The organism is Rhodonellum sp. (assembly GCF_030656585.1).
GTDB lineage: Bacteria > Bacteroidota > Bacteroidia > Cytophagales > Cyclobacteriaceae > Rhodonellum > Rhodonellum psychrophilum.
Genome location: NZ_JAUSPP010000067.1, coordinates 118,228 through 132,061, shown reverse-complemented (window position 1 = coordinate 132,061; position 13,834 = coordinate 118,228). Strand labels below are relative to the sequence as shown.

At 44.5% G+C, this 13,834-nt stretch carries 10 protein-coding genes; 2 read left to right on the top strand and 8 right to left on the bottom strand.

Going from position 1 to position 13,834, the window contains the following annotated elements:
• Window positions 1-617 precede the first annotated feature (617 nt).
• Window positions 618-1,955 (bottom strand): S41 family peptidase, encoded by a 1,338-nt coding sequence (locus tag Q7J63_RS17600; RefSeq protein ID WP_304888031.1) that lies wholly within the window; start codon window positions 1,953-1,955, stop codon window positions 618-620.
• Between the two features lie 51 nt (window positions 1,956-2,006).
• Window positions 2,007-2,402: a Dabb family protein gene (locus Q7J63_RS17595; protein WP_236613269.1), complete on the bottom strand. Its 396-nt coding sequence runs from the start codon at window positions 2,400-2,402 to the stop codon at window positions 2,007-2,009.
• A 72-nt stretch (window positions 2,403-2,474) separates the two neighbouring features.
• On the opposite strand from Q7J63_RS17595, the gene Q7J63_RS17590 reads away from it, so the two are divergent.
• Both Q7J63_RS17590 and Q7J63_RS17585 read left to right on the top strand, forming a co-directional pair.
• A complete protein-coding gene (locus Q7J63_RS17590; protein ID WP_304888029.1) occupies window positions 2,475-3,461 on the top strand; it encodes an aldo/keto reductase in 987 nt (328 codons plus the stop codon).
• Between the two features lie 180 nt (window positions 3,462-3,641).
• Window positions 3,642-4,934, top strand: a complete 1,293-nt coding sequence (locus Q7J63_RS17585) for a glycosyltransferase family 4 protein (protein ID WP_304888027.1) — start codon at window positions 3,642-3,644, stop codon at window positions 4,932-4,934.
• A gap of 30 nt (window positions 4,935-4,964) precedes the next feature.
• Here Q7J63_RS17585 and Q7J63_RS17580 read toward each other — a convergent pair whose 3' ends face one another.
• The 6 genes from Q7J63_RS17580 to priA form a co-directional block, all read right to left on the bottom strand.
• Complete coding sequence (locus tag Q7J63_RS17580) at window positions 4,965-6,005, bottom strand: adenylate/guanylate cyclase domain-containing protein (RefSeq protein WP_019599572.1); 1,041 nt, start codon at window positions 6,003-6,005, stop codon at window positions 4,965-4,967.
• A 168-nt stretch (window positions 6,006-6,173) separates the two neighbouring features.
• A complete protein-coding gene (locus Q7J63_RS17575) occupies window positions 6,174-7,562 on the bottom strand; it encodes a sensor histidine kinase (protein WP_304888025.1) in 1,389 nt (462 codons plus the stop codon).
• A gap of 740 nt (window positions 7,563-8,302) precedes the next feature.
• Window positions 8,303-8,830, bottom strand: coding sequence for a nuclear transport factor 2 family protein (locus Q7J63_RS17570; protein ID WP_304888023.1), 528 nt, complete (start codon window positions 8,828-8,830; stop codon window positions 8,303-8,305).
• A 191-nt stretch (window positions 8,831-9,021) separates the two neighbouring features.
• Window positions 9,022-10,329, bottom strand: a complete 1,308-nt coding sequence (locus Q7J63_RS17565) for an APC family permease (RefSeq protein ID WP_304888021.1) — start codon at window positions 10,327-10,329, stop codon at window positions 9,022-9,024.
• A gap of 382 nt (window positions 10,330-10,711) precedes the next feature.
• Window positions 10,712-11,254 carry a YfiT family bacillithiol transferase gene (locus Q7J63_RS17560; protein ID WP_304888019.1) on the bottom strand — a complete coding sequence of 181 codons (543 nt, stop codon included), beginning with the start codon at window positions 11,252-11,254 and terminating at the stop codon, window positions 10,712-10,714.
• A gap of 60 nt (window positions 11,255-11,314) precedes the next feature.
• Window positions 11,315-13,834: a primosomal protein N' gene (gene priA, locus Q7J63_RS17555; protein ID WP_304888017.1), complete on the bottom strand. Its 2,520-nt coding sequence runs from the start codon at window positions 13,832-13,834 to the stop codon at window positions 11,315-11,317.

Genomic DNA, 13,834 nt, shown 5'->3' with positions numbered 1-13,834 from the left:
TTCTCCTGTATCTCCTCAAATGATAGAGGGCAACTTTTTTTCTTTGCGGACTCTGCGAAACGCTTTGCGTACTTGGCGTGAAAATTTTAACGAAAAGAGCGCCAAGGTTCACGGGAAGGACGCGAAGGTCTTTTTCTTATGGATTTTGGTTTCTTCTTGAATGATAGAGGGCAACTTTTTTTCTTTGCGGACTCTGCGAAACGCTTTGCGTACTTGGCGTGAAAATTTTAACGCAAAGAGCGCTAAGGTTCACGGGAAGGACGCAAAGGTCTTTTTTTTCTGATTTTTGGTTTCTCCTCAAATGATAGAGAAGCAACTTGTTTTCTTTGCGTGCTTAGGACGTAAATTCGCTGATGTTTTTTGGGGCACCACAGTTTTTGTGATTTTTTGAACCTGTTGTGGGAAGTTTCTTTCTGAAAAAAGGAGGAATCCGGAAAGCCATCGAAACCGGGTCGGGCCCAGATTATAATTGGGGATCCGAATTTGGGTTTTCAATAAGGGTAATCTGGATTTTGGCATGAGTTGGGGATATTCCGGAGAGGTATAAAAAAAATGTGGAATCGATCATGTTAAAAAGACCAATTCCACATTTTTACTTTTCATTACCAAATTTTGGATCAATACAAAGGAAATTCCTTTTGCAAACCTTCAAAGGCGTCAATCATTTCCCATTTGGGTCGATAAAATTCGGTCATCATCCGTGCATTGACGGTTCCGTTTTCGATAAATTCCATTGCTGCCTTGAACCTTCTTTCCTCAGGATTGCCCCAGTTTTTTGCTGGATCATCTCCCACGGGGAAGTTGACAGGAAACCCATCAAAATATTCCGCCCTGCCCTGTGAATTGGCGATTGCGAAAGTAATGGGAACAAGTTCGACGTTATTGGAGCTTAGACTTCTATTGAATCCGGAGAGAGGAAATGAACCCACTGGCTTTCCGTAGGTATTGTCCCCAATCAACACGATATCCATGTAGGGCTCGAGGCAATTGATCAACAGTTCTGAAGCGGAAGCCGAACCTCTGGAAGTGATGAAAATCACACGAGAGAGATTTAAATTTCCTTTCTTGGCAAAATTGACAGTCCTATTGTTGGAAAATTTGTTTCCATTGTGTTTGTTGGTGTACATGGTATTCCCATTGGCACTGTTGGGTGCAATGTAGTTCAGTATCTGCTCAGTGACCGCCACTGATCCACCACCGTTGTACCTGAGGTCAATGATCAGTTCATTGATCCCTTCGGCCTGAAAATAGGTGAACAAATCGTCCACTTCCTGGCTTCTGGTAGGGGTGAGGCCTGCAGTGGCCTTAAAGCTTTGATACACCCAGTGTCCCACTTTTTTACCTCCGATTTCATTTACTTGCTTGTGCAACACCGAATTTGTTTGGAAAGCACCTTTTAGAATGGTCCTTGTCGATTCGGTGCCATCCGGCAACTTAAATTTGAAGGTATTGCTTACGCCAACTTCATTGGCTCCGAGGGAAAAACTATAGCCTCCCTGGCTGTTTTTGTAATCAGAAATAGGTTTTCCATTCATTTCCACGATCTGCCAACCTCTTTTCCATCCATCTTTTCCAGCAGGCGATTCGTCGTAAACAAATGCGACAAACAATCTTTCCTGCTGATCGAATGCGAAACTGAATCCGTGGGCGCCAGTCGTCTGCCCGGTAAAGGAAGCATCAAATGCCGCCCTCGTGGTCAGGTAGGACCATCTATCCAGGGGTTTGAACATCAAGGCATCCAGCAATTCCTCGTTGGAATTGTATTTGGTAACATCAAAAGTCAAAGGCAGTTCGGATTCCCAAAAATACCATTCTTTCATGCTGTCAAAAATGGCTTTTTTGACCACATCTTCAGCAGCAACCGGCATCGGGTCATTTTTTTCAGGATTACAGGCAGAAAAGAATGCCGAAAACAGAAATAAAAGCGTCCAGTGGGATAAATAGTTTTTATTCATTCTGATTGATTAAAATTCACACGCTATAAACGATGTTTATAGCCATTTGGTTTAGATGATAAAATCATAGACTTTAACTTGGGTCCACTTGGTCGAATTTCTTTCGATAAAGGCCAAGTGCATGGGGTCTGTCTGATAGTAATTCTGGTCTTCGATGCTGTCAAAAAACAGTGTACAGGCAACCTGAAAACTGTGGTCAACAACATCCCTTCTCTCTGTTGGGGCGGGAGTTCCCATGTAGAATTTAGCTACGGTTTTGCATTTCCCCAGTACAGCAGCTTCTTTTTTGAAGGCTTCGGCGCCTTCTTTGTCTGCCAACCAGAAAAATACTTGGTGGATCATTTTTTGGGAATCTTGCGTGTTTGCCATGGTTTGAATAGGTAATGTAGCGGCTACGCCTGCTACGGTTAAGGTTTGAAGAAATTTTCTACGGGATTTCATAGCCATTTTGTTAAAGGTTTCTAAAGATAAAAATTTAAATTGCTTCCTGAAAAAATCACCGAAATAATCATTTGAAATATGGAGTATAGAAAACTGGGCAAGACCGATTGGAAGGTATCTGAAATATCTTTGGGGACTTGGCAAGTCGGTGGAGGATGGGGAGGAACCTTTGATCCGAAGGCTGCTTATAAAATTATCCATACAGCCATCGATCAAGGGATCAATTTCATTGATACTGCTGATGTCTATGATGGGGGATTGAGCGAATCCGCAGTGGGAAAAGTCGTTCGGGAAAGCAGCGAAGAGATATTCGTAGCCACCAAATGCGGGAGACAAATCAATCCCCATGTGAATGCAGGCTATACTACCGAAGCGCTTCGCGGGTATGTGGAAGGCTCATTGAGAAACATGGGTTTAGAGACCATTGACTTGATGCAACTCCATTGTCCCCCCACAGCGGTGTACCAGAGGGATGAGATTTTCGAGCTTTTTGAGCAGTTGAAAAAGGAAGGAAAAATCCGTCACTTGGGCGTAAGCGTAGAAAAGGTGGAGGAGGCCATGTTGGCCATGAAATACGAAATCGTCTCCACCGTTCAAATTATTTTCAACATGTTTAGGCTTAAGCCTTCGGAGAAGTTTTTTTTCCAGGCGGCAGTCAATAACGTCGGCGTCATCGTGCGGGTACCGTTGGCAAGTGGTTTGTTGACCGGAAAATTGACCTCCAGTTCGGTTTTTGATCCAGAAGACCATAGGGCTTTCAATCGCGAAGGGGCTGCCTTTGACAAAGGAGAAACTTTTTCAGGTGTGCCTTACGAAAAGGGATTGTCTGCGGTGGATGAATTGAAGCAAATATTCGAAGGGAATGAACCCCTCGCTGCAATGGCCTTGCGATGGGTATTGATGTTTCCGGAGGTGAGTACGGTGATTCCTGGAGCTTCCAAAGTGGAGCAGGTTCTGTCCAATGTCAAGGTAGGGAGTCTCGCTCCGATTGCCGCAGAAAAAATGGAGGCAGTGAGAAAGGTGTATGAAAAATACATCAAGGAAGAAGTCCATCCCCAATGGTAAATACTGCTTGTGCATCTAAAAAAGGTCAGAGCCAGTATCATATGGAATTGATTTATCCCGATGGTACTCCTTGACTTTCCTTCTTTTAATTTGTCCATATAGAGAAATTTTCTTTTGGTGGAGTGTCTCGAAAGCCCAACTTGCACCTATCTTTTATAGTTGAAATTCAACAATAACCTTATGTCCAAACGTGTCCTGATCATCACTTATTACTGGCCGCCGAGTGCGGGATCAGGTGTGCAGCGCTGGTTGAAATTCGCGAAGTATCTTCCCGATTTTGGCTGGGATCCGGTGATTTTCACACCCGAAAACCCGGATTTTGAATTGAGGGACGAAAGCCTTTTGAAAGAGGTGGAACCACAAACCGAGGTGCTTAAATTCCCGATTTGGGAACCTTATGGGATTTTTAGAAAACTCAAAGGAGAAAAGCTGGGCGATACTGCCAAGGTATTGGAGAAAAAAGAAAAATCCATTTTGGACCAACTGGGAATCAGTTTGAGGGCCAATTTACTGGTGCCGGATCCAAGGGTGTTTTGGGTGAGACCTTCGGTAAAATTCCTGAAGGACCTAGTAGATCAGGGGCAGTTTCAAGCCGTCATTACCACCGGTCCGCCCCATAGCATGCACCTGATAGGGAGGAATCTCAAAAGAAAAACGGGGATACCCTGGTTGGCCGATTTCCGGGACCCCTGGTCGCAGTGGGAATTTCTGGATGCACTGCCCATGATGAAGATGGTGCGAAATATCCATAAGAAACTTGAAATGAGTGTTTTGAAAGAGGCCGATACGATCACAACCATCAGCCCCACCTTCCAAAAGGATTTTGAAGCTTTGGCGCACAAAAAGATCCATTTGTTGACCAACGGCTATGATCCATCGGATATGCCAGGAAATTGGTCCGACATCCTGCCTGATCAGGGGAAATTGGAAATCGTCTACACGGGTGTGATCGATTCCATTCGGAATCCCATCCCTTTCTTGGAGGCGATGCAAGCGGTGTTTGAAAAATCCGAAAATCCGGTTAAGCTTCGGTTTGTGGGCAAGGTTTCGGAACAGGTCCAGGAGTTCATTGCTGAGGAGGAATGGCGAAGGGCCCATGTTGCATTGGAAGGGTATGTCAGCCATGAGGAGGTATTTGGTTTTTACCAAAAAGCCCATCTTTTGCTCCTCATCTTGACGGATACCAAAAATGCCAAGGGCAATATACCCGGCAAACTTTTCGAATACATGGCAACGGGAAGGCCAATACTTGCCTTGGGTGATCCCTATGGCGATGCGGCCATTATCCTCAAAAAAGCAAATGCAGGACAGGTTTTTGCCCATACGGATAGGGAAGGTGTCCAAACATTTCTTCGGGAATTTATTTCTCAAAGAGATTTCCCTGTCTCTGATTCGGTGGTCCAATATTCAAGAAAACAACGCACGCAAGTACTTGCCCAACTGCTCGATGCCCAAACCGATCCCCTTCCTTGACTGGAACGGGATTTCCGGAGGAGGCACACCTTAGCTGAGGACTTCATAGACCACCACTGGGGATTTTTTGTTTTTGAGGGTCATTTCCCCGATTTTGTTGCACAAAAAGGAATCTTTGATGGACAAGTAACTTTTCTCTGATATCAGGATTTGGCCTTTGTTGGCTGCGGCCTGTAGCCGGGAAGCCACATTGACGGTGTCTCCGATGACGGTATAGTCCAGCCGCCGCAAAGTGGAGGAACCAATGTTGCCGGAAATCATCTCGCCACTGTTGATGCCGATGGACACTTCTGGACGATATTCATTTTTATCGGTAGATGCTGAAATGGCCTTTATGGCCTTCCGGATATTCAGGCAGGCTTCGAGGGCACGGTCCAAATGAAAGTCACCCTTGAATACGGCCATCAATGCATCACCTAAAAACTTGTCCACTATGCCCTTCTGCTGGATGATTTCCCTGACCATCAAGTCAAAATATTCATTCAAAAGCTGGACCACCTGATCGGGGCTTTGGGTCTCACTGATGGAAGTAAACCCACAGATGTCGATAAAAGCGACGGATCCCACCACGGTTTCATTTTCAAAAAGTGATTTTTCAAATTCCTTTCGACCCATAAAGTTAAGAACTGCCTCATCGACGTACATTTTGAGGATATTGTTTTCCTTGATGGCCTTAAGTGTTTCATGCACTTGGTGTACTTGTTGGATCGTCTTCTCGATGGTGATGGACAAATCCGTGAAATTGATGGGTTTGGTGATAAAGTCAAAGGCTCCACGGTTCATGGCCGTCCGGATGTTGTCCATGTCACCATAGGCAGAGATAATCACGGATTTGATCAATGGCTTTGTTTCAGAGAGTCGGCTCAATAGTGTCAAACCATCCATTTCCGGCATATTGATATCGGTCAGGACAACATCCACATCTTTGTTTTCTTCGAGGCATTCCAAAGCATGCCTACCGTTACAAGCGAATAGGAATTCGTACTTCTTTTGCCGGATTTGTTGTCGGAATTTTTGCTTGATCAAGGTCTCCAAATCCGCTTCATCATCCACTACCAATATCTTCGCCATGGTTGAGTTTGTTCATTCATTTCTATCCAATTCTTTTGCATTGATCGGCGACACCCTCCACTATTGCATACTTCGGATTTAACTTTTCACCCCTTCTGGTCTATTAAAATCTAAGAATCCATACATGTCTCACACAAGTTAGCAAAAGAAAATAAAGTTTCCAGTGGATCAATCCAATGGCAGCAGGATGGTGAATGTGGTACCCTCACCTTCCTTGCTTTCTACCCGTATATCTCCACCGTGCGCCATGACGATGTCATAGCTGAGAGACAATCCCAAGCCTGTCCCTTGTCCGGTGGGTTTGGTGGTGAAAAAGGGTTGGAAAATTTTGGTCTTGATCGCTTCCGGTATTCCAGAGCCATTGTCGCTGACTGAAATTCGAATTTTTTGGTCAATCATTTTCGTGCTGATCTTAACCTTTGGTTTGTATGCATCAATGCTTTTTGGCCTTTCTTTCCTGTCTTTGCCGAGCTCTAGGGCCTCCATGTGGCTTTTATCGGCACAGGCGTAGAATGCATTGTTGATCAAGTTGAGCAAAACCCGTCCAAAATCTTCAGGGATCACCATAATCTTCGGGAGGGCGGGATCAAAATCGGTGGTGAAATCCGCATTGAAGGATTTGTCCTTGGCTCGTAGGCCATGGTAAGAAAGCCGGAGGTATTCATCTGCAAGTGCGTTGATATCGGTGAGCTCTTTTTTTCCGGAGTTGCTTCTGCTGTGCATGAGCATTCCTCTGACGATTGCCTCTGCCCGTTTGCCATGGTGGTTGATTTTCTTTAGATTTTGTTGGATGTCATTGGCAATGGACTTGGCCTCTTCCAAATCACCATTTTCCAATTCGGTGTTCATTTCTTGGATGAGTTCATTGCTGACCTCAGAAAAATTATTGACAAAGTTGAGCGGGTTTTGAATTTCATGGGCGATTCCGGCAGTCAATTCTCCCAAAGAAGCCATTTTTTCGGCATGAATCAGTTGGTTTTGGGTAGCTTTTAGTTCATTCAATGTTTTTTCCAACTTATTTTTCTGAAGGGTCAGCGCCGCTGTTCGCTCTGCTACTTGGATTTCAAGTTCTGCCTTCAAAGATTCAGTGATACGATGTTCTTTTTCCCTCTCTTCTGCCTTGATCCTTTCCTTTTCCAGGGCTTTCTTTTGCTTGTTGTTGATGATCAACATGGCCGCAGCCCACAGCAAGGTGAAAAATAGGGCGGTTTCAAAATAATTCTCCCATTTCGCATACAATTCAGGATTGATAAAGCCCAAAAGATCGCCTATAAAGGAAATAAGGAGGTAGGGGAGGCCAGCGAGGACGATGGGCTTTGCACTTTGGAATTCGGGAATGCGATACACTGCAAATATCAAAGATGCCAAAAAACCGAAAGTCAACACTTTCAAAAGTGCGGCATTTGGGAGTCCCATTATGCTCAATATCAAAAGCCCAATGGCTATCCAGATACCGATTTTCAGGATTTTGTCCCATTTTTGGGTATTTCCTGCTTTGCTGGCATGCCTGCGCAGGTTATAAATGATGAGGATTGCGATAATGTTCTCTAAATTCATGTAGCGGCAATTGAGCAATTTTCAAAAAGATACCCAAAGAATAATCGATAACCAAAATACGTTTTTTCTTTGAAAAAGTAAGATGCTGCACCCTAAAACAAAGAGATAATCAGGCAATCTGAAAATGAAAAACCAGGATGGGTTCAATTTTCAATCCACTCGAATTTAACCCGAAATATGCATTCCGTTTCCAAATGAGATCGAAACTGCAAGAAAAATAGACTATTGTGAGACTAACTCCTGACGCCAATAGGATGAAGTCAAAAACAAGCAACAAATAATTGAATATCAGTTGATTGTAATGTTGAATTCAGTTCTTAATGCATAAGACGGGTTTAAACAATTTGGATTTAACCCGAATTCCAAGACTTGGAAAAATAAACGTAAAGCGGCCAACTTGACGCAAGATAGATGGAAGTAGGTATTCTGTTTTCCAATTGGGATTGAAACAAATCCGGCGATTTGGAGAATGACGCATGTCACCGATATGGCGAAGTCAAAAAATTTAAACCATTGACTGAGTATCAATTAATTTCAGGATGGAGTGGGATTGGGCATTCCTGCCAAGGGTTAAAACCCAAATCGACACGGCTTAAAACCCGAAAAAAACACGGGTTAAACACTTTTGAAGCCAATACGAGGAAAAATAGCTCCCGAAATCACAAAAGGTGGTGAAACCCCATTTCTGCGACTTCATTACACTTTTCATGATTTCGGGAGAGTACAAAGGTCCGAACCCTTTACTTTAACTTAACGGGTACTGCGCTTTTGGCTTTTTCCGCGGCTTCGATTTCCTGAATGGCCATGATCAAGGGGCCATTGTCCCAATAGCCATGCTCTTCCACTATTTTTCCATCCTTGAATTGGGCGGTCAAGTGGACCGGCATTTCAATTTTTCTGTTGTCTGCAGCTAGTGTTCCCTCCCAGATCCCCCAGAAATTTACCCAGGTTTCACCCTTGTCCGTGACCACCATTTCGTAATCTTGATCCCTATCCAGAAATCCCCTGGAAGAAAAATTCACATCATTCTGGCCATGATAGGCAGAGACCTCTTTAAATGAAATTGGGGATTTTTTGGTGTTGTAATAGACCTTGGCCGTATCTGCGAAATTTGCAGCCATGGCCTCCCAGTTTTTTGTGTTGTAGTGACTGATTCCTGATTTTAAAATGTCAATTTCAGGGGAGTTTTGCGTGTACCTCGGCGCATCTTTTTTTTCACAAGCTGCCAATATTAACACTGCCAAAAGAATAAGGATTGAATTTTTCATAAGCCTTTGATTTTAGGTAAATAAAAATTAGTTTTTCGCTTCAACTTTTACCGATGTGTATAAAACATATAAAAATAAAGCAATAATTGAATAATTGCACAAAAAAATTATTTTTTTGAGAATTTTTAGTCAAATGATTTTATCTGATAGAATAATAATATTGAATTTTCAAATAGAATCAGTTAAACTTCTCAGAATCTGATTTTACCTTTTCTGAAAAACCTCATCAAGAAATAAATCATGGTCAATACCCCAATCAAAATGAGGGTTCCCTGAATTTCAACTCCTGATAAGTTGGACAGGAAATAAAGAATAATGCCCGCCGAAAGTAGGGGGACGGTATAGCCAAATGGGATTTTGAATTCTTCAGGTCTCGTTTCCTTCATCTGTCGAAGCTTGATGACGGAAAGTGATACACCAAAATAAACCAACAGCATGCTTGCCGAGGCGATAATGGCGAGTTGCCGAAAACCACCGATGGCGGCCAAGGTAAATCCTAGACCCGCATACAGGAAAATCGCCAGATGTGGGGTCTTGAATCGGTGGTGGATGGAGGCCAACTTGCCGAATGGGATTACCCGGTCTCTGGCCATGGCAAATATCACGCGGGGATTGTTCAGGATTTCTCCGCTCAGCATCCCAAACATCGAGATCCCTGCGCCGATAAATAGGAGCGTGTACCCAACAGGACCGAATACAATCTTGGCCGTTTCCGCCAATGGTGCTTCCTTGAAATTTGGCAATTCTGCGCCCAAAACCCCTTGAGAAACTGCCTGGATCATGATATAAAGAAAAAGAACAGATGAGATCCCGATAAAAATGGCCCTTGGAACTGTTTTTTGTGGGTTTTTGATCTCTCCTCCAATGGTAAGTCCCGCATCCCCGCCCTGAAAGGCAAAAAACAAAATCAAAGAGGCCTCTCCAAATTGTTGGAGTGTTGGCGTGGATTCCCAGTACAAATTGGCCATGGAAGCATCTTTCCAACCAATGACAATCAAAAACAAAAGCGGCGTCAACTTGGCAATCGTATTGATTTTTACCAAGCCGATTCCTTGTTTGACACCGATCACATTGACCATTGCCAGTCCGGAAAATATGAGGAATAGAAAGATCAACCGGACAGTTTGATTTTTGAAAATTGGGAATGCCAAGGCCAGGATCTCCACCAATGCATTGGACACCGCCGCATCGGAAAATATGCTGCCCATCATCATGAATATGGAGGCCAAAAACCCGGGATAAGGCCCAAAAGCAGTTTCCACATAGGCGTATCCTCCGCCCGAGTGGGTTACTTTGCTCCCAGCTTCAGCAAAACACAGCATCACCAAAGCAATAAGAAATCCGCAAAAAAGGTAGGCAATGACCCCGGAAGCACCCATTGTCTCGGCGACGATGGCCGGCAATACAAAAATCCCGGCACCCACGATGATGTTGACAATGTTCGCGGAAAGCCCCCAAACCCCAACTTCCCTTTTTAATCCTTCGTTTACTTGTGCCATTGATGGGTCTTCTTTTTGAAAATGTAATGGGAAATAAAAGTCATTCGAAATTCGGATTTCCACCAAATAAAATCAATGCGCTCGCCCGAGCAAATTTTTGAAGCGATTGTCGGGCAGCATTCGGTTGATTTTCCCCCAAATATAATATGGTTTGCATTGATTTGATCTAAAAACCAACATTGTTCCGGTATTTGCCCCCGAAATATGCAGGGACTTTTTTCCGGCCATCTTTCTTTTCACAATGCGGAGCCATGTTCCCACGATCAAAAATCCCGGAATCCCATCAAATCCGGATCAGAATTCGGGTATTGATATTTTGGTAGGGGATAGGTTTGGTCAGTTCCGTTTGACTTGAAAATAGCGCACTTCAAATCCAAGGGAATCAATGCCCGCTGACCAATTTCACATGTCCCAAATGATGGAGGCCATGCCAGGAATAGAGGGCGATGGTCTTGTCGAGTCGGACGGATTTTTGGTTTTCGGGATGAAAGAAGGTTCTGGCAAAATCTTCCGAGTCCATGCCGCGAAGCAACGCTACCCAGCGTACATGAAGACCTTCCAGTATTGCCAAACTGGATACCACTGGTAGGGTTTTGGCATCTGACATTTCTGCCCAGAGGCCCTCAAAATAGGGCTTAATTGTTGGGTTTTCTTCGGTCAAGGCGAGTTTGAACCGTATAAAACTGTTCATGTGGCTGTCTGCGCAATGGTGCACCACTTGCCTCACCGACCATCCGCCAGGTCGGTATGCCGTGTCCAGTTGGGCTTCTGAAAGCTTTTGAATTTCCATTTTCAGCAAAGCCGGAAAGGCTTCAATGTTTGTGATCCATTCATGGATGCTTTCCGGGTTGATTTCTTTTGGCGACGCAAACGGGCCGATGGGATATTGAAGAGGATTGTTCATATGCGGATCAAGATACAGCATTGGAACCAATTCAAAAACTTAGCGGATACAAGAATAAATTCCGGTTTTGGAATTTATCCATCAATAAGGATCCACATCCACCACGAATCGGGTTCCCCTGAAATCTTTATGCGCCTGCATTTCCATCAAGAGTCCTTGCAGTTCATGCTTGAAATAGGCTTGGGCATTTCCTGATTTGTCAAGTTTGGCGAAGGACTCATAGATGTATTGGTTTTTAATTTTTCCCACCAGTCCTTTTTCCGGACCCAAGAGTATCTTCTTGACCTGAATGTCTCCCATCAGATTGTGGAGGTGCCTAGCTGCTTTTTCCGCGGTCTTGTAATCCTTGTGGCGGGTGGAGATTTTGATGATTTTGACAAATGGGGGATAGAAGAATCGCTGTCTTTCCGCCATTTCCTGCAGATAGAAGTTTTTATAATCCCCAGAAATCACCTGTCCAAAAATTGCCTGATCCGGTTTTCGGGTCTGGATGATGACGGTTCCTTGCTTTTCTCTCCGTCCTGCCCTTCCGGCCACTTGCGTAATTTGCTGGAAAGCCCTTTCCCCGGCCCTGAAATCCGGGAAAAACAAGATCCTGTCCGCATCCAAGATCCCAACCAGCGTTACCTTTTCAAAGTCAAGGCCTTTGGTGATCATTTGCGTACCTACCAGAATATCAATGTTGCCGGCGCCAAATTCTTCGAGGAGTCTTTGGTATCCGTATTTGCTTCTGGTCGTGTCCAAATCCATTCTGGCCACCCGTGCCTCTGGAAATAACAGGCTTAAACTTTCCTCGATCCTTTCGGTCCCCAAACCAACGGCGCCTAACTTTCCGCTTCCGCAGGCTGGGCAGACTCTCGGTACTTTCTCCTTGAATCCACAATAATGGCAGCGCATTTCTTCCCCAAATTGATGGTAGGTCAGACTCACATCACAATGCTCACATTCAGGGATCCAACCGCAATCGTCACAGGCAATATAAGGGGCATAACCCCTACGGTTTTGAAAAATCAGCACCTGTTCCTGCTTGTTGAGCGTCTCCTGTATTTTTTCGCGCATCAATCTGGTAAAATCCAGCTTGAGCAGGTTTTTCTTTTTGTCCACCAAAATATCGGAAAGCTGGTAGTGGGGAAGCGATGCTCCTCCATAGCGTTTGTCCAGAAAGACATATCCGTATTTTTTTGTGCGTGAATTGTAATAACTTTCAAATGATGGAGTCGCTGAGCCCAGGATCGTTTTTGCCTGGTGCAGCCACGCCAGCATGAGCACAGCATCCCTGGCCTGAAAGCGTGGGGCGGGATCGTATTGTTTGTACGAACTCTCATGCTCCTCATCCACGATGACCAATCCCAGACTGTCAAAAGGCAAAAAAATCGAAGACCTTACGCCGATGACAAAGGAAAATTTGCCGCTCAGCACACCGTTCCAAACCTCCACGCGCTCATTGTCGGAGTATTTGGAATGGTAAACACCCATTTTGCTCCCGAAAACCTTTCGGAGTCGGGAAACCATGTGGGTGGTCAAGGCGATTTCAGGCAACAACAAAAGCACTTGGGAGCCACTGTCCAAGGCCTCATTGATCAGCTGGATGTAAATTTCAGTCTTGCCGCTTCCGGTAATGCCATGCAGCAAGAGTGTGTTTTTTTCCTCAAATTGGGTCTTGATTTGCTGAAGGGCTTCGTCCTGTTCGGTGGAAAGGATGATTTTCTCCTCCGTTGCATTCATCTCCTCAAAGCGACTGATAATGATTTTATACTCTTCCAAAACCCCGTTTTTGATCAGTGTTTTGATGGAACTTCCCGTCATTCCTGCATCCGTGAACACCTTCTTGTCCAAGCCTTTGATATTCAGTTCCGGTTTCTGGTAAATGGGGATTTCCTGAAGGTATTTGAGCAGGATTTCTTCTTGCTTGGGTTTGTTGGCCAATTCTTTAAAAAGTGATTCCAATGCTTTGATATCGGAAAAGTAAGGTGGACAAAGCCTGATTCTGGATTCTACTTTGGGGCTGTATTTTTCCATCACCTTTTCAAAGACCAGAATGGCTTCCTTGATGATCAAACTTTTGATGATCCCCTGAATGGATTTGATCCCCAACAAATCCTCGCATTCCTCGTAACTGAGTTCTTTTTTGCTGGCAAGTGCCTGAAGGATGATTTCCTCCCGTGCATCCAAAGGGTAGGGGGATTGGTCGGAATCATAGCTGGGATTGAGTTGGATTTTGCTTTGGCTGCTGAGCTTGAGCCCCGAAGGCAAAGCGGCATTCATCACCTCTCCTATATGACAGCAATAATATTCCGCCATCCAAACCCAAAATTTGATCTGAAGCGGATTGACTGTCGCAAAGGTGTCCAGCACATCCAAGATCGGTTTTGCCTCATATTCTTTGGGGGCCTTTTGATGTACCTTGGCGATAATGCCCGTCAGAACCTTCTTGAGCCCAAACTGGACGATCACCCGGTAGCCAATGCCGATTTCATCTGCAAAATTCCTGGGGATTTTGTAGGTGAACATCTTGGGGATGGGGACAGGCATGATGATGTCAGCATACAAATTGGATTTGCTGTCCTGTGGTGCGTAAGCGTCTCCGAATAAACTCTCCAA

Bases quoted from the DNA above. Each gene is read 5' to 3' on its own strand.
- Q7J63_RS17575 (WP_304888025.1), bottom strand. From the start codon at position 7,562: ATGAATTTAGAGAACATTATCGCAATCCTCATCATTTATAACCTGCGC.
- Q7J63_RS17580 (WP_019599572.1), bottom strand. From the start codon at position 6,005: ATGGCGAAGATATTGGTAGTGGATGATGAAGCGGATTTGGAGACCTTG.
- Q7J63_RS17590 (WP_304888029.1), top strand. From the start codon at position 2,475: ATGGAGTATAGAAAACTGGGCAAGACCGATTGGAAGGTATCTGAAATA.
- Q7J63_RS17570 (WP_304888023.1), bottom strand. From the start codon at position 8,830: ATGAAAAATTCAATCCTTATTCTTTTGGCAGTGTTAATATTGGCAGCT.
- Q7J63_RS17560 (WP_304888019.1), bottom strand. From the start codon at position 11,254: ATGCTGTATCTTGATCCGCATATGAACAATCCTCTTCAATATCCCATC.
- Q7J63_RS17565 (WP_304888021.1), bottom strand. From the start codon at position 10,329: ATGGCACAAGTAAACGAAGGATTAAAAAGGGAAGTTGGGGTTTGGGGG.
- Q7J63_RS17600 (WP_304888031.1), bottom strand. From the start codon at position 1,955: ATGAATAAAAACTATTTATCCCACTGGACGCTTTTATTTCTGTTTTCG.
- Q7J63_RS17585 (WP_304888027.1), top strand. From the start codon at position 3,642: ATGTCCAAACGTGTCCTGATCATCACTTATTACTGGCCGCCGAGTGCG.
- Q7J63_RS17595 (WP_236613269.1), bottom strand. From the start codon at position 2,402: ATGGCTATGAAATCCCGTAGAAAATTTCTTCAAACCTTAACCGTAGCA.